This is a genomic window from Pseudomonas putida, from assembly GCF_003228315.1.
Taxonomy (GTDB): domain Bacteria; phylum Pseudomonadota; class Gammaproteobacteria; order Pseudomonadales; family Pseudomonadaceae; genus Aquipseudomonas; species Aquipseudomonas putida_S.
The window spans coordinates 4,226,965-4,244,575 of sequence record NZ_CP029693.1 but is presented as its reverse complement, the minus strand read 5'-3'; the positions used below and the strand labels follow the sequence as shown (position 1 = coordinate 4,244,575).

Here is a 17,611-nt window from a genome sequence, read left to right as displayed (position 1 = left end):
CGTTTCCGGGCGCCGGGATTACAGTTTCTTGGCTTTCTCGATCGCTTCTTCGATGCCGCCAACCATGTAGAACGCTTGTTCTGGCAGGTGGTCGTAGTCACCGTTGAGGATGCCTTTGAAGCCAGCAATGGTGTCCTTCAGGGAAACGTATTTGCCTGGGGAGCCAGTGAAGACTTCAGCCACGAAGAACGGCTGCGACAAGAAACGCTGGATCTTACGAGCACGGTTTACCAACTGCTTGTCGGCTTCCGACAGCTCGTCCATACCCAGGATCGCGATGATGTCCTTCAGTTCTTTGTAACGCTGCAGAACGTACTGAACACCACGAGCGGTTTCGTAGTGGTCGTTGCCGATCACGTTCGGGTCCAGCTGACGCGAAGTCGAATCCAGTGGGTCTACCGCTGGGTAGATACCCAGGGAAGCGATGTCACGGGACAGAACGACGGTGGCGTCCAAGTGGGCGAAGGTGGTCGCTGGCGACGGGTCAGTCAAGTCGTCCGCAGGTACGTATACGGCCTGGATCGACGTAATCGAACCCTGCTTGGTCGAAGTGATGCGCTCTTGCAGCACGCCCATCTCTTCAGCCAGGGTCGGCTGGTAACCTACTGCGGAAGGCATACGGCCCAGCAGTGCGGATACTTCGGTACCGGCCAGGGTGTAACGATAGATGTTGTCGACGAACAGCAGAACGTCGTTACCTTCGTCACGGAACTTCTCGGCCATGGTCAGGCCAGTCAGAGCAACGCGCAGACGGTTTCCCGGCGGCTCGTTCATTTGACCGTAAACCAGTGCCACTTTGTCCAGAACGTTGGAGTCCTTCATCTCGTGGTAGAAGTCGTTACCCTCACGAGTACGCTCCCCCACACCGGCGAACACGGAATAACCGCTGTGCTCGATGGCGATGTTACGGATCAGTTCCATCATGTTTACGGTCTTGCCTACACCGGCACCACCGAACAGACCGACTTTACCACCCTTGGCGAACGGGCAAACCAGGTCGATAACCTTGATGCCGGTTTCCAGCAGGTCGTTGCCGCCCGCTTGCTCTGCGAACGACGGAGCAGCGCGGTGAATACCCCAGCGCTCTTCGGTGTCGATCGGGCCAGCTTCGTCAATCGGGTTGCCCAGAACGTCCATGATCCGGCCCAGGGTCGCTTTACCGACCGGTACGGAGATGGCAGCGTTGGTGTCGACTACGTCCAGACCGCGCTTCAAGCCTTCGGTGGAACCCATCGCAATGGTACGAACTACGCCGTCGCCCAGCTGTTGCTGAACTTCCAGGGTAGTGTCCGCGCCTTGTACTTTCAGCGCGTTGTAGATGCTCGGTACGCTGTCGCGTGGAAATTCCACGTCGATAACGGCGCCGATGATTTGAACGATACGTCCGCTACTCATAGCTGGATCCTCTGAAAATTTGAACCGTTAAACCGCGGCAGCGCCGCCGACGATTTCCGAGATCTCTTGGGTGATCGCAGCCTGACGCGCCTTGTTGTAGACCAGCTGCAATTCGCTGATCAAATCACCGGCGTTGTCGGTAGCGTTCTTCATCGCGATCATCCGCGCAGCTTGTTCAGCCGCATTGTTCTCGACCACCGCCTGGTACACCTGCGCCTCCACGTAACGCACCATCAGGCCGTCAAGCAGCTCTTTGGCGTCAGGTTCGTAGAGATAGTCCCAGTGGTGCTTGAGGTTTTGATCCGGGGTTGCCACCAGCGGAACCAACTGCTCCACGGTAGGCTGTTGCGTCATGGTGTTGATGAACTTGTTGGATACCACGGACAAACGGTCGATACGGCCGTCCAGATAAGCATCCAGCATCACCTTGACGCTGCCGATCAGGTCATTGATCGACGGCTCTTCACCCAGGTGGCTGATAGCTGCAACGACGTTGCCGCCGAAGTTGCGGAAGAAAGCCGCACCCTTGCTACCAATCACACACAGATCGATCTCTACACCGTTTTCACGGTTTACCGCCATGTCCTTGACCAAAGCCTTGAACAGGTTGGTGTTCAAGCCACCACACAGACCACGGTCACTGCTCACAACGACATAACCGACACGCTTTACTTCACGGTCGATCATGAACGGGTGGCGATATTCCGGGTTAGCGTTGGCCAGATGGCCAATAACCTGGCGGATACGCTCCGCATAAGGACGGGTAGCTGCCATGCGCATTTGTGCCCTGCGCATTTTGCTGACCGCCACTTTTTCCATGGCGCTGGTAATTTTTTGCGTGCTTTTGATGCTCGCAATCTTACTGCGAATCTCTTTTGCGCCTGCCATGTAACACCTATCAGGTTAGCAAGCGGGAGCCTTGCGACTCCCGCTGCGGCTTACCAGGTTTGGGTGGCCTTGAACTTCTCGATACCGGCTTTGAGGCCAGCGTCGATTTCGTCATTGAAGTCACCCTTCACGTTGATCTTGGCCATCAAATCGGCGTGATCGCGGTTGAAGTAAGCAATCAGCGCTTGTTCGAAGCTGCCGACTTTGGCGATTTCAATGTCAGTCAGGAACCCACGCTCAGCGGCATACAGCGACAGCGACATGTCGGCGATCGACATTGGCGCGTATTGCTTCTGCTTCATCAGCTCGGTAACGCGCTGACCATGCTCAAGTTGCTTACGGGTCGCTTCGTCCAGGTCAGAAGCGAACTGGGCGAATGCCGCCAGTTCACGGTACTGAGCCAGAGCGGTACGGATACCACCGGACAGCTTCTTGATGATCTTGGTCTGAGCGGCACCACCCACACGGGATACCGAAACACCGGCGTTCACTGCAGGGCGGATGCCCGAGTTGAACATGGCCGATTCCAGGAAGATCTGACCGTCGGTGATGGAAATCACGTTGGTCGGAACGAACGCGGAAACGTCGCCAGCCTGGGTTTCGATGATCGGCAGTGCGGTCAGGGAACCGGTTTTGCCGGTCACTGCGCCGTTGGTGAACTTCTCTACGTACTCTTCCGAAACGCGGGATGCGCGCTCCAGCAGACGGGAGTGGAGATAGAACACGTCGCCTGGGTAAGCTTCACGGCCTGGTGGACGGCGCAGCAGCAGGGAGATCTGGCGGTAAGCCACTGCCTGCTTGGACAGATCGTCATAAACGATCAGCGCGTCTTCACCGCGGTCGCGGAAGTATTCGCCCATGGTGCAACCGGCGTACGGAGCCAGGTATTGCAGCGCAGGAGATTCCGAAGCACTGGCAGCCACGATGATCGTGTTTTTCAGTGCGCCGTTTTCTTCCAGCTTGCGAACCACGTTGGCGATGGTCGATTGCTTCTGACCGATGGCTACGTAGACGCAGAAAATGCCGCTGTCTTTCTGGTTGATGATCGCGTCGATCGCCAGAGCGGTTTTACCGATCTGACGGTCACCGATGATCAGCTCACGCTGGCCACGGCCGACAGGGATCATGGCATCGACAGCCTTGTAGCCAGTCTGTACAGGCTGGTCTACCGACTTACGCCAGATCACGCCTGGAGCAACTTTCTCGACCGCGTCGGTCTCGGTGCTGTTCAGTGGACCTTTGCCGTCAACCGGGTTGCCCAGTGCGTCGACTACGCGGCCCAGCAGTGCCTTACCAACAGGAACTTCCAGGATGCGGCCAGTGCACTTGGCGCTCATGCCTTCAGCCAGACCTTGGTAAGCGCCCAGAATAACGGCACCTACGGAGTCTTGCTCCAGGTTGAGGGCCATACCGTAGACGCCGCCCGGAAACTCGATCATCTCGCCGGACATTACGTCGGCCAGACCGTGAATCCGCACGATACCGTCAGATACGCTGACGACAGTGCCTTCGTTACGGGCTTGGGAGGTCACATCGAGTTTTTCGATGCGGCCCTTGATAATTTCACTTATTTCGGAAGGATTGAGTTGCTGCATTGCTCTGCTGCCCCTTCAAACTCAAGATTTCAATGCTTCGGCAAGTTTCGCGATTTTGCCGCGAATCGAGCCATCGATAACCAGGTCGCCGGCGCGGATGACAACACCACCAATAAGGGAGCTGTCTTCCTCGACTTGCAGGCGCACTTCCCGGTTGAGTCGTGCACTGAGAACCTTGGCGAGTTTGTCTTGCTGTTCTTGGTTCAATGCAAACGCACTGGTGACTTCAACATCTACCGACTTCTCTTGCTCGGCCTTGTACAGGTCGAACAGAGCGGCAATCTCCGGCAACAGCGAGAGACGGTCGTTTTCGGCAACGACGGTAATGAAGTTCTGTGCCTTGTCATCAAACTTGTCGCCGCACACGTCATTAAACGTGGCGGCCTTTTGTGCGCTCGTCAGTCGCGGGGCCTTGAGCACGCGCTGCATGGTGTCGTCTTGCGACACCGCTGCTGCCAGGCCGAGCATGGCTGACCAATTGGCCAGTTGCTGGTGGGCCTGAGCGTGCTCGAAGGCCGCCTTAGCGTAAGGTCGGGCCAACGTGGTCAGTTCTGCCATGATCGCCCTCGCTTAGATTTCAGCAGCCAGTTTGTTAACCAGCTCTGCGTGCGCGTTTTGATCGATTGTGGCGCCCAGGATCTTCGCAGCACCACCAACGGCCAGGCTACCCACTTGGGCGCGCAGCGCGTCTTTGACACTGTTCAGTTCCTGTTCGATCTCGGCCTGAGCCTGAGCCTTCACACGGTCAGCTTCGACGCGAGCCTGTTCACGGGCTTCGTCGACAATCTGGGTACCGCGTTTCTTGGCTTGCTCGATGATTTCAGCTGCCTGAGCTTTCGCTTCGCGCAGTTGCTGACCCGCTTTCTCTTGGGCCAACTCCAGGTCGCGAGCTGCTCGGCTGGCAGCGTCCAGACCATCAGCGATCTTCTTTTGACGTTCACGCAGTGCTGCGATGACCGGAGGCCATACGCACTTCATGCAGAACAGTACAAAAATCAGGAACGCAACGGACTGGCCAATCAGGGTCGCATTAATGTTCACGCCAACACCTCGCAGTTACGTTGTCCATCACACCAAATTACCCGGAAGATCCGAGTAATTAGCCAGCGATCTGACCAACGAACGGGTTCGCAAAGGTGAAGAACAGAGCGATACCAACACCGATCATGGTTACGGCGTCGAGCAGACCGGCAACGATGAACATTTTAACTTGCAGCATTGGAACCATTTCTGGCTGACGCGCTGCGCCTTCCAGGAACTTGCCGCCCAGCAGGCCGAAACCAATTGCGGTACCCAGTGCGCCCAGGCCGATCAACAGTGCAACAGCGATAGCGGTTAGACCAACTACAGTTTCCATCTTTCCTCCCGACTTTTACGTCGTATGGTTTAGGTTTTTTTAATTTAAAGCGGTAAAACAAATCGTTTCAGAGGCCCTGTGAAGGGCACCCTCCCGTTTGACCGAGAGGGACATCAGACTAGTCGAAACTGGTCTTAATGGTTTTGTTCATGCGCCATCGACAGGTAAACGATGGTCAGCATCATGAAGATGAACGCCTGCAGGGTGATGATCAGGATGTGGAATACCGCCCACGCCCACTGCAGGACAACGCCCAGGCCGCTGAGCCAGAGCAGGCCGCTGCCGAACATCACAGCGATCAGAATGAACACCAGCTCACCGGCATACATGTTGCCGAACAGACGCAGAGCAAGAGAGATCGGTTTGGCGATCAGGGTCACGAATTCCAGCAGGAAGTTCACCGGAATCAGCAGCGCCTGAACGAAGATATTCTTGCTGCCGAACGGGTGCAGGGTCAGTTCGCCGATGAAGCCGCCGATGCCCTTGACCTTGATGCTATAGAAAATGATCAGTGCGAAAACCGAGAACGCCATGCCCAGGGTCGCGTTCGGGTCGGTGGTCGACACGGCGCGGAACGGGATGTGATGGTCACCGGAGATCAGGATGGCCAACTGAGGAATCCAGTCGACCGGTACCAGGTCGACGGCGTTCATCAGGAAGACCCAGACGAAGATGGTCAGTGCCAGCGGTGCGATCACCGGGCTACGGCCATGGAAGCTGTCTTTCACGCTGCCATCGACGAATTCGACCAATACTTCAACGAAGTTCTGCAAAGCGCCTGGCTGACCGGAAGTCGCTTTCTTTGCCGCCATGCGGAAAAGGAAAACGAAGATCAGACCCAGTGCAATCGACCAGCCGAGAGTATCGACGTGGAATGCCCAGAAGCCCATTTCCTTGGCTTCTGCTGCGGTGTGGGCAAAGCCCCAGCCGCCGGTAGGGTGCTGACCGAAAGTCAGGTTCTGCAAGTGGTGCTGGATATAGCCCGAAGCCGTTGTTTCTGCCATGGTTGCCTCAAACGCCCTAAGGTCTCGAAAGTCTTGTTCTCATCAGCAGGGGAGCGAACCAGCTGACCGACTGAGTCAGCACGAAGGCACCGAATACAGCAATCGGTGCCAATGGCTTCACACCTGCAAACACCAGTGCAAACAGCACTGCCGTCAAAATCAGTTTCCCTGCCTCGCCGGCATAAAACGACCGGACGATGGACTGGGCTGCTCGGGCGCCGGAAAACCGAAATGCCTTATGAGCGAAATAAACATTGGGCAGCAAGGCTATCAAGCCTCCGCAAAGACCTGAGTATCCAGCGACGACTCCGTACCATTTCCAAAGCGCCAAAGCGGCGATGAGCAAAACGATAAATTGGGCCATCAACACCGGAAAAACTGCCAGGCGATGGAACGGCAAGCGGTTTGGCGTGCGGGTTTCCATCACTATTGCTCTCCAATGGTCGGCTGCCGAAATTCAATAACTTGGCATAATTTGTGCCGACAAAATGCGCGCAGAGTATAGGGGCGGTTTGGCCCCTATTCAACTATCGGGTAGTGATTTCCGACTGCGCGCTACATGAGGAAATGTTTCAGCGAATATGTGCGAGTACACCTTGTAGTTCATCAAGGGAGTTATAGCCAATCACCAACTGGCCTTTACCCTTCTTACCGTGGCGAATCTGCACCGCAGAGCCTAGGCGCTCGGCCAGACGCTGCTCCAGACGGGCAATATCCGGGTCCGGTTTTGCAGGTTCGACAGGCTCCGGTTTGCCACTCAACCACTGGCGAACCAGTGCTTCAGTTTGGCGCACGGTCAGTCCGCGTGCGACAACATGTCGCGCCCCTTCAACCTGTTGATTGTCCGGCAAACCGAGCAATGCACGTGCGTGGCCCATTTCCAGGTCACCGTGGGACAGCATGGTCTTGATGACTTCCGGCAGCGAGATCAGGCGCAACAGGTTGGCCACGGTCACCCGGGATTTGCCCACGGCCTCGGCGACTTGTTGCTGAGTCAGCTGAAACTCCTGCTGCAAGCGCTGCAGGGCAACCGCTTCCTCGATCGGATTGAGGTCTTCGCGCTGAATGTTCTCGATCAGCGCCATGGCGATCGCGGTTTCATCCGGAACATCGCGCACCATCGCCGGAATGGTTTCCTGCCCGGCTTGCTGGCTGGCGCGCCAGCGGCGCTCGCCCGCGATGATTTCATAGCGACCGCTGCCGATCGGACGAACCACGATTGGCTGCATGACGCCCTGGGCCTTGATCGACTGCGCCAACTCTTCGAGCGCTTGCGAATCCATATCGCGCCGCGGTTGATATTTGCCGCGCTGGAGCAAATCCAGAGGCAAATGCTGCAGCTCGCGGTGATCGGCTTGCGCGGCCTGTTCTTCCAGCGAGCTGATGGTCGGACCACTCAGCAGTGCATCCAGTCCACGTCCGAGACCTCGTTTCTTGACGGCCATGGGGATTCCTTAAGTTGCCTGAGCGGCGGCGATACGTGAGTTTTTGCGCTGACGGCGCACCATTTCGCCTGCCAGGGCCAGATAAGCGACAGCACCACGCGACGCCTTGTCGTAAGCCAACGCAGGCATGCCGTAGCTCGGAGCTTCGGCCAAGCGGATGTTGCGCGGAATGACGGTGTCGTAGAGCTGATCACCGAAGTGTTCCTTGAGTTGCGCCGACACATCGTTCATCAGGCTCAGGCGCGGGTCGTACATCGTACGCAACAGCCCTTCTACCTTGAGGTCCGGATTAAGCAGCTCAGAGATGCGCTTGATGTTATCCACAAGGTCGCTCAGACCTTCGAGTGCAAAGTATTCGCACTGCATGGGGATAATGACCCCATCCGAGGCAACCAGGGCATTCAACGTCAGCATCGACAGCGACGGCGGGCAGTCGATCAAAATGTAATCGTAGTTTTCACGGATAGGCGCCAACGCACTGCGCAGGCGGCTCTCCTTCATCTGCATTTCCAGCAGAACCACTTCGGCCGCGGTCAAGTCACGGTTGGCCGGCAGCAGTTGATAACCGCCGTGCTCGGAGAAATGCATGGCCTGAGCCAGATCGCATTCACCGATAAGCAGGTCATAGACCGAATTCTCCAGGCCATGTTTATCCACACCGCTACCCATGGTGGCGTTGCCCTGTGGATCGAGATCGATCAACAACACCCGGCGCTTGGTTGCGACGAGTGATGCAGCGAGGTTGATACAGGTGGTGGTCTTGCCCACACCACCCTTCTGGTTCGCTATCGCGAATACCTTAGCCATTCTTGCTTGTGTTCCCAATCATGCCGTGCGGCGCAGTATCAGCAGATGGCGTTGGCCTTGGCAACCGGGTACGGCCAGGGCGTGTTCGCTATCGAGGTGGAAGTCTGTCGGCAATGCTACCAGTTCATCAGCGGGATGAACGCCCTTCATTGCCAGCCAGCGCGTATCGGCGTCCCCGAGGTGACGTGTCCAGTTGGTGAAGTTTTCCATGCTGCTGAACGCACGGGAAATGATCCCGTTGAACGGCTGGGCGGGCTGGAACGCCTCGACACGACTGTGGATAACTTGCAGGTTATCCAACTTGAGTTCGAGTTTGACCTGGGTCAGGAAGCGGGTTTTCTTGCCATTGCTGTCCAGGCAAGTCACTTGAGACTCCGGAAACAGGATAGCCAGCGGAATGCCGGGCATTCCGCCGCCGCTACCAACATCCAGCCAGCGACCGTTTTCGATGAATGACATCACGCTGAGGCTGTCGAGCAGATGGCGCGACACCATCTCATCCGGATCACGTACAGCGGTCAGGTTGTAAGCCTTGTTCCATTTGATCAACAGGGACAGATAACCCAGCAGCTGTGTGTGCTGGGTTTCTGTCAGCGTGACACCAAGCTGGCGAGCACCTGTGGATAACTCTTCGGAATGTTGCGAGGTGACCAACGAACTCAAGCGCTTTGCTCCAACTGACGGCCCGCGCCGCGTTTTTTCAAATGAATCATCAACAGCGAAATCGCTGCCGGGGTAACACCCGGAATACGTGATGCCTGGCCCAAGGTCTCCGGACGGGTCGCGCCGAGTTTGCTCTGGATCTCTTTGGAGAGACCGGAAATATTCGTGTAATCGATATCCACAGGCAGTTTCGTGTCTTCGCTGGCGCGCAGGCGAGCGATTTCGTCCTGTTGACGGTCGATGTACCCCGCGTATTTGGTCTTGATTTCGACCTGCTCGGCAACCTGTGGATCTTCTGCGCCGCCACCGGTCACTTCGACCAGACCAGCGTAGTCGATTTCCGGACGACTCAAGAGATTGAGCAAGTTGTACTCATGCGTCAGCGGCGTGCCGAATTTTTCGGCAATGGCATCGCCTTGTTCAGTATTCGGACGAACCCAGGTGCTTTTCAGACGCTGCTCTTCCAGTTCGATGCTTTCGCGTTTTTTGCAGAAAGCAGACCAACGCGTATCATCCACCAGGCCAAGTTCGCGGCCTTTTTCGGTCAGGCGCAGATCGGCGTTGTCTTCACGCAAGATCAATCGGTATTCGGCACGGGACGTGAACATCCGGTAAGGCTCTTGGGTCCCGAGTGTAATCAGGTCGTCGACCAACACCCCAATGTAGGCCTCGTCGCGACGCGGGCACCAGGCTTCTTTGCCCTGTGCACGCAGCGCAGCGTTGGTTCCGGCCAGCAAACCCTGTGCGCCGGCTTCTTCGTAACCGGTTGTACCGTTGATCTGACCGGCAAAGAACAACCCGCCGATCACTTTGGTTTCCAGGCTGTACTTGAGATCTCGCGGATCGAAATAGTCGTACTCGATGGCGTAGCCCGGGCGAACGATGTGCGCGTTTTCCATGCCGCGGATCGATTGCACGATTTGCAATTGCACGTCGAACGGCAGGGATGTGGATATCCCGTTCGGGTACAACTCGTTTGTGGTCAGACCTTCCGGTTCGATGAAGACCTGGTGACTCGCCTTGTCGGCAAAGCGATGGATCTTGTCTTCAATTGACGGGCAATAACGCGGACCGATGCCTTCGATCTCACCGGCTGCGGAATACATCGGCGAACGGTCGAGGTTCGCAGCAATGATTTCATGGGTACGCGCATTCGTGTGGGTAATCCAGCAACTGACCTGCTGTGGATGCTGTTCCTTGTTGCCCATGAACGACATCACCGGGATCGGCGTATCACCCGGTTGTTCGGTCATCACGGAGAAATCCACAGACCGGGCGTCGATGCGCGGCGGAGTGCCGGTTTTCAAGCGACCCACGCGCAACGGCAGTTCACGCAGACGGTGAGCCAACGCGATCGACGGTGGATCACCGGCGCGACCGCCAGAAAAATTCTGCAAACCAATGTGGATAAGTCCACCGAGGAAGGTACCTGTGGTCAAAACCACAGAGTCCGCGAGAAAACGCAGGCCCATCTGGGTAACAACACCACGGACTTGTTCCTGCTCGACGATCAGATCGTCGGCGGCCTGTTGAAATATCCACAGGTTGGGCTGGTTTTCCAGGATTTCGCGGACAGCGGCCTTGTACAGAACCCGGTCTGCCTGAGCCCGGGTTGCACGTACAGCTGGGCCTTTGCGGCTGTTCAATACACGAAACTGGATACCACCTTTGTCGGTGGCCAGAGCCATCGCGCCACCCAGGGCATCGATTTCCTTGACCAGATGGCTTTTGCCAATCCCGCCAATCGCGGGATTGCAGCTCATGGCACCGAGGGTTTCCACGTTATGCGTCAGCAACAGGGTTTTTACCCCCATACGTGCTGAGGCCAGTGCTGCCTCGGTACCGGCATGACCGCCGCCGATGACGATCACTTCAAAACGGGAAGGGAAATCCACCACGCACCTCGTGCCTGCTTAAGTAGGTAATTCAGGAATAGTTGGGCTCAGGTTTCTGGACCTGGTCGACAAGTATAGGGACTTCGCCCTTCCTAAAGAACCCTTTGCACAAAATTTAACCAGCTGTGGAGAAGTCGGCGTTATAGAAATTAAAAAGAGAGAAATTTATAAAACCTTTGTTTTTATGTTTATTTCTACGGACCTGCCTTTCTGTGGATAGATTTATGTAAGCCTTTATATTCGTGATGTACAGAGATTCATAACCCTGTGTTCATGTGCCAATGAGGCCCTTGGATAACCGGTGTAAGCCTGTGGATTAGAGTGATGGTTATCCACAACGGCGTTTATATTCAGTTTTCGGGCCCTGTTATCAACTGTGCTCAGCTGCGGTTATTCACAGGGCTTAATCCACAGAAATTTGCTAATTGAAGGATATCCAGGCGCAGAAAATCCGCTCAAGCAGGATGAACCTGCTCAGCACTGGTGTTGTTTTTCAGAAAAAGGAGGAAACAGACAGGCACGAATGGCCTGTCTGTGGACAACAGAAGGGGCTATTTACCGATGCAGAAGCTGGAGAAAATCCGTCCAAGCAGATCATCGGAGCTGAATGCGCCGGTGATTTCTCCCAGGAATTGCTGGGCCTGGCGCAAATCCTCGGCCAGCAGCTCTCCGGCACCCGCCAAAGTCAGCTGTGAACGGCCGTGTTCAAGTGCATCACTGGCGTGGCGCAACGCCTCGAGATGGCGCCGGCGAGCGCTAAAACTGCTCTCCGAGGTCTGTTCGTAACCCATGCAGGCCTTGAGGTGTTCGCGCAGCAGCTCCAGCCCGGCACCTGCAGACCGCGCACTCAGACTGATGGTGACATGGCCATCGTCGCTGACATCCAAAGCAATCGCTTCACCTGTCAGATCAGCCTTGTTACGGATCAGGGTGACTTTCGCGGGATCGGGGCGGGTTTCGAGAAACTCCGGCCACAGTGCAAAGGGATCGAGTGCTTCGGGAGCCGTGGCATCGACTACCAACAGAACGCGATCCGCTTCGCCAATGGCTTTCAAAGCACGCTCGACACCGATCTTTTCCACATGATCATCGGTATCACGCAAACCCGCGGTATCGACCACATGCAGCGGCATGCCATCGATGTGGATATGTTCGCGGAGGACATCCCGGGTCGTACCGGCAATTTCGGTAACGATGGCGGCTTCGCGACCGGCCAAGGCATTGAGCAGGCTTGATTTGCCGGCATTTGGCCGACCAGCGATCACCACCGTCATACCATCGCGAAGCAAGGCACCCTGCCCGGCCTCACGCATGACTGTGGATAGTTCGTCGCGTACTTTATCGAGCATGCTTAACACATGGCCATCGGCAAGAAAGTCGATTTCTTCCTCTGGAAAGTCGATCGCCGCCTCGACGTAGATGCGCAAACCGATCAACTGCTCGGTCAGGTTATGCACACGCGCCGAGAATGCACCCTGCAACGAGCGCAATGCATTGCGAGCAGCCTGTGCAGAACTGGCCTCGATCAGATCGGCAATGGCTTCGGCCTGGGCCAGGTCGAGTTTGTCATTCAGGAACGCACGTTCGCTGAATTCTCCTGGTCGGGCCAGACGGCAGCCCAATCCAAGAGCGCGCTGGAGCAACATATCCAGAACGATCGGTCCGCCGTGACCTTGTAACTCGAGCACGTCTTCACCGGTGAACGAGTTCGGACCCGGAAAATACAGTGCGAGTCCCTGATCCAGCACTTCGTCGTTTTCACCAAGGAACGAACCATAGTGGGCAAATCGCGGCTTGAGTTCGCGACCGCTGAAGGCCTTGGCCGCCACACTGGCCAACGGCCCGGAAATACGGACGATGCCGACACCGCCACGACCTTGAGCAGTGGCGACGGCGGCAATGGTTTCGCGGGGAGGGCTCATAAACCGGTATCCAGACAAAAATGACAGATAGCAAAACGCCCCACTAGGGGGCGTTTTGAGTGGTTGTCCACAGTGTAAATCAGGCGGCTGCTTTGGTAGTCGCTTCGATCTTACGAGTGATGTACCACTGTTGGGCGATCGACAGGCAGTTGTTCACTACCCAGTACAGCACCAGACCAGCCGGGAACCACAGGAAGAAGAAGGTGAAGATGATTGGCATCAGCTTCATCACCTTGGCCTGCATCGGATCCGGTGGAGTCGGGTTCAACTGCTGCTGGATGAACATGGTTGCACCCATGATGATCGGCAGAATGAAGAACGGATCCTTGATCGACAGGTCAGTAATCCACAGCATGAATGGCGCCTGGCGCATTTCAACGCTTTCCAGCAGAACCCAGTACAGCGAAAGGAAAACCGGCATCTGCACGAGGATTGGCAAGCAACCACCCAGCGGATTGATCTTCTCTTTCTTGTACAGCTCCATCATGGCTTGCGACATTTTCTGCCGGTCGTCGCCATGTTGCTCTTTCAGCGCAGCCAGTTTCGGAGCCACTGCACGCATGCGGGCCATGGATTTGTAGCTGGCGGCCGACAACGGGAAGAAGAGCCCTTTGATCAGCATAGTCAGGAAAATGATCGACCAGCCCCAGTTACCCACAATGGCGTGGATATGTTGCAGCAACCAGAAGATCGGTTGAGCGATGAACCACAGAATGCCGTAGTCGACGGTCAATTCCAGACCTGGGGACAACTCTTTCAGTACGGCCTGGCTTTTCGGACCGGCGTACAGAATGGCACTGGTTTCAGCCTTGGCACCCGGTGCAACGGTCAGCGAAGGACCGGTGTAGCCGATGATGTAGTTGCCTTTGCTGTCTTTGCGGGTCTGGACGATGTTGTTTTCGCCCTTCGCCGGAATCCACGCAGTCACGAAGTAGTGTTGCAACCAGGCAACCCAACCACCGGTAACGGTTTCCTTCAGCGCGCCCTTGTCCATGTCTTTCATGGACACTTTCTTGTACGGCTCGGAACTTGTCCACAGGGCGGCGCCCAGGTAAGTCGCGGTGCCGGTAGCAGTGCTGGAGGAAGGATCCGAGCTGGCGTCACGTTTCAATTGCGCGAACATCGCGCCGGACCACGGCTGCGCGCTCTCGTTATCGATCAAATAGCTGACGGTTACGTCATACAGTCCGCGTTTCAGAGTGAAACGCTTGATGTAATTGACACCGTCCTTGCTGAACTTCAGGTCCACGACCAATTGGTCCTGACCGTCGGCCAGTTGATAAACCTTCTTCTCCGAGGAGTAAACCGGACGACCGGCAGGACTTGCATCCGGACCGTTGGTGCCGATCAGACCGCTCTGAGCCAGATAAGTACGCTCGTTGCCATTGTCGAACAGCTGGAATGGAATTTCCGGATGGTCCTGGCGACGCGGATACAGCGGCAGTTTGAGCTGGGCGACATCACCACCTTGTGGATCGATGGCCAGGTCGAGCACATCCGTTTTGATCTGGATGAGGTCTGTGCTTGCAGCGACCGGAGTTTCGGCAGGTGCACTGGTATCGTTTGCGGCGTGTGGAATGTCGTCACTGACGGACGCTTTATTGCCAGTTGCCGTATCCGGGAGACCCGGTGCGGTCGTACTGGAAGCAACATTCTGAGTCGGCAAGGCAGCCTGACCGTAGTCCTGGTTCCATTTAAGAACCATGACGTAGGACACGATTGCCAGGGCGACGATCAGGATCGTGCGTTTGATATCCATGATTACTCGGCCATCGAAGAAGAACGGGAGGTAGGGATAGGTGGAACCGGGTCATAACCACCGGGATTCCACGGATGACAGCGACCTAAACGACGAAAGGTCAGCCAGCCACCGCGCAGAAGGCCATGATTTTCGATGGCTTCCAACGCGTAGCAGGAACAACTGGGGTAGAAACGACAGTGATTGGCCATCAGGGGACTAATGGCATAGCGGTAAAACTGGATCGGAACGAGTGCCAGTTTACGCATCTGGACTGTCTACCCCTACAGTTTCGGTTTTGACTGCCGGTACCGGCTTGCTGCGTGCCAGACGTTTCCAGAGCTTGCCGAAATGCTGAATCAATTCGGGGTTTTCTACATCACCCAAACCCTTGCGCGCGACGATAACAATGTCCCAGCCGACCAGTGAATCCTGGTTCAGGCGAAACGATTCGCGCATCAGACGTTTGAGGCGATTGCGTTCAACCGAGAGCTTTACGCTCTTTTTCCCGATAACCAGCCCGAGACGGGGGTGATCGAGATCATTGTTGCGTGCAAGGAGCAGGAGATTTTTCCCCGGAACCTTGCCGGTAGGGGAGTCAAAGACTGCCTTGAAATGCCGGGGTGTAAGCAGACGCTTTTCCCGACTGAAGTCCTGACTCACCTCCAGTGCCGGATTATCAAACTGCCAGACGTGCGCGACCTTTGGCGCGACGACGCGACAGGACGGCACGACCGTTCTTGGTAGCCATGCGAGCACGGAAACCGTGGGTACGAGCGCGTTTGATAGTGCTTGGTTGGAAAGTACGTTTCATGTCGTGTTACCTGGTTCGTCCACAACGGGCCGGAATGGCCCCCGTTTTAAGAGACCGGGGATTCTAGAGAAAGCAAGCCCGCAGGTCAATTTCCAACCAACATTTCCTTATAAGCAGCTTTCCGTGCTTCTGCCTGGACACTGATCGTTCATCAAACATAAAAATAAAGAAGGAAAGTATTTAAAGCTTTTCTGTAAAGCTTATAAAGGCTAGGGACGACCTCATCTGTGGATAACTAGTTCTAGGCCTTATTTGACGGGCTGTACAGAGAATGACAACTACGGTGGAAAACAGTGATGAGCCTGTGCTGCACTGTCGGAAAACCTGTGTGTGAAAGTGGAGTTTATCCACAGGCGGGTTATCCACTGAGTTTCGCCCCCAGTTGTGCAATGATCTCAAGGCTGGTTATCCACAGAGCTTATACACAGACCATTGGTCGTCTTTCTGGCATATAAAGCGTTGATTCTTCTTGGCCGATCACCCACCTACGTGTGGATAAGTCGGCGTCTGATCGTTACAATGGCCGCTTGTTTTTGCCTCACCGGCTTTCAACTTAGGGGATGTCCGTGTCAGTGGAACTTTGGCAGCAGTGCGTGGAGCTTCTTCGCGATGAGCTGCCTGCCCAACAATTCAACACTTGGATCCGTCCACTACAGGTCGAAGCCGAAGGCGACGAGTTGCGTGTCTATGCGCCCAACCGTTTTGTTCTGGACTGGGTCAACGAAAAGTATCTGGGCCGCGTCCTGGAATTGCTCGACGAGCACGGCAACGGGTCGACGCCTGCGCTTTCCTTATTAATAGGTAGTAAACGCAGCTCTGCTCCGCGTGCCGCACCCAATGCACCGTTGGCTGCCGCGGCTGTTGCAGCTCAGGCTCAGGTTGCTCCGGCACCCGCCGCTCCGGCGCCAGTCGCCGCACCGACCAAGCGTGCGACTCAAAAGGCCGCCGAAGTCATTGAAGAAGAACCTTCGCGCGAAAGCTTCGACCCGATGGCCGGCGCCAGCTCGCAGCAGGCTCCGGTTCGTACTGAACAACGCACCGTGCAGGTCGAGGGTGCGCTCAAGCACACCAGTTACCTGAACCGCACTTTCACCTTCGAAAACTTCGTTGAGGGCAAGTCCAACCAACTGGCCCGGGCTGCTGCCTGGCAGGTGGCGGACAATCCCAAGCATGGATACAACCCGCTCTTCCTTTATGGCGGCGTGGGCCTGGGTAAAACCCACTTGATGCATGCTGTGGGTAACCACCTATTAAAGAAGAACCCGAATGCCAAGGTCGTGTACCTGCATTCCGAGCGATTCGTGGCCGACATGGTCAAGGCGCTGCAACTGAACGCGATCAACGAGTTCAAGCGCTTCTATCGTTCTGTGGACGCCTTGCTGATCGACGACATTCAGTTTTTCGCCCGCAAGGAACGTTCCCAGGAAGAGTTTTTCCACACCTTCAACGCCCTGCTCGAAGGTGGCCAGCAGGTCATTCTCACGAGTGACCGCTACCCGAAAGAAATCGAAGGCCTGGAAGAGCGTCTGAAATCCCGCTTCGGCTGGGGCCTGACAGTAGCCGTCGAGCCTCCTGAGCTGGAAACCCGCGTGGCGATTTTGATGAAGAAGGCCGACCAGGCCAAAGTCGAACTGCCACACGATGCGGCGTTCTTCATTGCCCAACGCATTCGTTCCAACGTCCGAGAACTGGAAGGCGCACTCAAACGCGTGATCGCCCACTCCCACTTCATGGGGCGCGATATCACTATCGAGCTGATTCGCGAATCCCTCAAGGATTTGTTGGCGTTGCAAGACAAGCTGGTCTCTGTGGATAACATTCAGCGCACCGTCGCCGAGTACTACAAGATCAAGATCTCCGACTTGCTGTCCAAACGCCGGTCGCGTTCGGTCGCCCGTCCGCGTCAGGTCGCCATGGCATTGTCCAAGGAGCTGACCAACCACAGTCTGCCGGAAATCGGCGATGTGTTCGGCGGGCGTGACCACACCACCGTGTTGCACGCCTGCCGCAAGATCAACGAACTTAAGGAATCCGACGCGGACATCCGCGAGGACTACAAGAACCTGCTGCGTACACTGACCACTTGAT

The 17,611-nt window shown here is 56.0% G+C and carries 18 protein-coding genes; 1 reads left to right on the top strand and 17 read right to left on the bottom strand.

Annotated elements, in window-relative coordinates:
* Positions 1-18: 18 nt before the first annotated feature.
* From atpD to rpmH, 17 genes are all read right to left on the bottom strand, one after another.
* The gene (gene atpD / locus DKY63_RS19930) at positions 19-1,395 is read right to left on the bottom strand and encodes a F0F1 ATP synthase subunit beta (RefSeq protein WP_110965654.1); all 1,377 of its coding nucleotides are present in this window, start codon (positions 1,393-1,395) and stop codon (positions 19-21) included.
* 27 nt (positions 1,396-1,422) lie between these two features.
* The gene (gene atpG / locus DKY63_RS19925) at positions 1,423-2,283 is read right to left on the bottom strand and encodes a F0F1 ATP synthase subunit gamma (RefSeq protein ID WP_110965653.1); all 861 of its coding nucleotides are present in this window, start codon (positions 2,281-2,283) and stop codon (positions 1,423-1,425) included.
* Positions 2,284-2,333: 50 nt separating this feature from the next.
* Positions 2,334-3,878 (bottom strand): F0F1 ATP synthase subunit alpha, encoded by a 1,545-nt coding sequence (atpA, locus tag DKY63_RS19920; protein WP_110965652.1) that lies wholly within the window; start codon positions 3,876-3,878, stop codon positions 2,334-2,336.
* 21 nt (positions 3,879-3,899) lie between these two features.
* On the bottom strand, positions 3,900-4,436 hold the full coding sequence (locus DKY63_RS19915; RefSeq protein ID WP_110965651.1) for a F0F1 ATP synthase subunit delta: 537 nt from the start codon (positions 4,434-4,436) through the stop codon (positions 3,900-3,902).
* Between the two features lie 12 nt (positions 4,437-4,448).
* Positions 4,449-4,919: a F0F1 ATP synthase subunit B gene (locus tag DKY63_RS19910; RefSeq protein WP_110965650.1), complete on the bottom strand. Its 471-nt coding sequence runs from the start codon at positions 4,917-4,919 to the stop codon at positions 4,449-4,451.
* Between the two features lie 58 nt (positions 4,920-4,977).
* Positions 4,978-5,235, bottom strand: a complete 258-nt coding sequence (gene atpE / locus DKY63_RS19905; protein WP_003097235.1) for a F0F1 ATP synthase subunit C — start codon at positions 5,233-5,235, stop codon at positions 4,978-4,980.
* Between the two features lie 134 nt (positions 5,236-5,369).
* The gene (gene atpB, locus DKY63_RS19900; RefSeq protein ID WP_110965649.1) at positions 5,370-6,239 is read right to left on the bottom strand and encodes a F0F1 ATP synthase subunit A; all 870 of its coding nucleotides are present in this window, start codon (positions 6,237-6,239) and stop codon (positions 5,370-5,372) included.
* A 16-nt stretch (positions 6,240-6,255) separates the two neighbouring features.
* Positions 6,256-6,663, bottom strand: a complete 408-nt coding sequence (locus DKY63_RS19895) for a F0F1 ATP synthase subunit I (protein WP_110965648.1) — start codon at positions 6,661-6,663, stop codon at positions 6,256-6,258.
* Positions 6,664-6,811: 148 nt separating this feature from the next.
* The gene (locus DKY63_RS19890; protein ID WP_110965647.1) at positions 6,812-7,684 is read right to left on the bottom strand and encodes a ParB/RepB/Spo0J family partition protein; all 873 of its coding nucleotides are present in this window, start codon (positions 7,682-7,684) and stop codon (positions 6,812-6,814) included.
* A 9-nt stretch (positions 7,685-7,693) separates the two neighbouring features.
* Positions 7,694-8,491, bottom strand: a complete 798-nt coding sequence (locus tag DKY63_RS19885; protein WP_110965646.1) for a ParA family protein — start codon at positions 8,489-8,491, stop codon at positions 7,694-7,696.
* 18 nt (positions 8,492-8,509) lie between these two features.
* Complete coding sequence (gene rsmG, locus DKY63_RS19880) at positions 8,510-9,154, bottom strand: 16S rRNA (guanine(527)-N(7))-methyltransferase RsmG (protein ID WP_110965645.1); 645 nt, start codon at positions 9,152-9,154, stop codon at positions 8,510-8,512.
* Positions 9,151-11,049, bottom strand: coding sequence for a tRNA uridine-5-carboxymethylaminomethyl(34) synthesis enzyme MnmG (mnmG, locus tag DKY63_RS19875; protein ID WP_110965644.1), 1,899 nt, complete (start codon positions 11,047-11,049; stop codon positions 9,151-9,153). The genes rsmG and mnmG overlap by 4 nt, the downstream gene beginning before the upstream one ends.
* A gap of 551 nt (positions 11,050-11,600) precedes the next feature.
* Positions 11,601-12,971: a tRNA uridine-5-carboxymethylaminomethyl(34) synthesis GTPase MnmE gene (gene mnmE / locus DKY63_RS19865; protein ID WP_110965643.1), complete on the bottom strand. Its 1,371-nt coding sequence runs from the start codon at positions 12,969-12,971 to the stop codon at positions 11,601-11,603.
* A 79-nt stretch (positions 12,972-13,050) separates the two neighbouring features.
* On the bottom strand, positions 13,051-14,730 hold the full coding sequence (yidC, locus tag DKY63_RS19860) for a membrane protein insertase YidC (protein ID WP_110965642.1): 1,680 nt from the start codon (positions 14,728-14,730) through the stop codon (positions 13,051-13,053).
* Positions 14,731-14,732: 2 nt separating this feature from the next.
* Positions 14,733-14,978 (bottom strand): membrane protein insertion efficiency factor YidD, encoded by a 246-nt coding sequence (gene yidD / locus DKY63_RS19855; protein WP_003213574.1) that lies wholly within the window; start codon positions 14,976-14,978, stop codon positions 14,733-14,735.
* A complete protein-coding gene (rnpA, locus tag DKY63_RS19850; RefSeq protein WP_010465490.1) occupies positions 14,971-15,372 on the bottom strand; it encodes a ribonuclease P protein component in 402 nt (133 codons plus the stop codon). The genes yidD and rnpA overlap by 8 nt, the downstream gene beginning before the upstream one ends.
* A gap of 16 nt (positions 15,373-15,388) precedes the next feature.
* Complete coding sequence (rpmH, locus tag DKY63_RS19845) at positions 15,389-15,523, bottom strand: 50S ribosomal protein L34 (protein WP_003213577.1); 135 nt, start codon at positions 15,521-15,523, stop codon at positions 15,389-15,391.
* A 566-nt stretch (positions 15,524-16,089) separates the two neighbouring features.
* On the opposite strand from rpmH, the gene dnaA reads away from it, so the two are divergent.
* Positions 16,090-17,610, top strand: a complete 1,521-nt coding sequence (gene dnaA / locus DKY63_RS19840) for a chromosomal replication initiator protein DnaA (RefSeq protein ID WP_110967949.1) — start codon at positions 16,090-16,092, stop codon at positions 17,608-17,610.
* Position 17,611 lies beyond the last annotated feature (1 nt).

What these genes read in the sequence shown, in the direction of transcription:
- atpE (WP_003097235.1), bottom strand. Translation starts at nt 5,235, where the DNA reads ATGGAAACTGTAGTTGGTCTAACCGCTATCGCTGTTGCACTGTTGATC.
- atpG (WP_110965653.1), bottom strand. Translation starts at nt 2,283, where the DNA reads ATGGCAGGCGCAAAAGAGATTCGCAGTAAGATTGCGAGCATCAAAAGC.
- yidD (WP_003213574.1), bottom strand. Translation starts at nt 14,978, where the DNA reads ATGCGTAAACTGGCACTCGTTCCGATCCAGTTTTACCGCTATGCCATT.
- DKY63_RS19890 (WP_110965647.1), bottom strand. Translation starts at nt 7,684, where the DNA reads ATGGCCGTCAAGAAACGAGGTCTCGGACGTGGACTGGATGCACTGCTG.
- DKY63_RS19895 (WP_110965648.1), bottom strand. Translation starts at nt 6,663, where the DNA reads ATGGAAACCCGCACGCCAAACCGCTTGCCGTTCCATCGCCTGGCAGTT.
- atpB (WP_110965649.1), bottom strand. Translation starts at nt 6,239, where the DNA reads ATGGCAGAAACAACGGCTTCGGGCTATATCCAGCACCACTTGCAGAAC.
- atpD (WP_110965654.1), bottom strand. Translation starts at nt 1,395, where the DNA reads ATGAGTAGCGGACGTATCGTTCAAATCATCGGCGCCGTTATCGACGTG.
- yidC (WP_110965642.1), bottom strand. Translation starts at nt 14,730, where the DNA reads ATGGATATCAAACGCACGATCCTGATCGTCGCCCTGGCAATCGTGTCC.
- DKY63_RS19915 (WP_110965651.1), bottom strand. Translation starts at nt 4,436, where the DNA reads ATGGCAGAACTGACCACGTTGGCCCGACCTTACGCTAAGGCGGCCTTC.
- atpA (WP_110965652.1), bottom strand. Translation starts at nt 3,878, where the DNA reads ATGCAGCAACTCAATCCTTCCGAAATAAGTGAAATTATCAAGGGCCGC.
- DKY63_RS19885 (WP_110965646.1), bottom strand. Translation starts at nt 8,491, where the DNA reads ATGGCTAAGGTATTCGCGATAGCGAACCAGAAGGGTGGTGTGGGCAAG.
- mnmE (WP_110965643.1), bottom strand. Translation starts at nt 12,971, where the DNA reads ATGAGCCCTCCCCGCGAAACCATTGCCGCCGTCGCCACTGCTCAAGGT.
- rpmH (WP_003213577.1), bottom strand. Translation starts at nt 15,523, where the DNA reads ATGAAACGTACTTTCCAACCAAGCACTATCAAACGCGCTCGTACCCAC.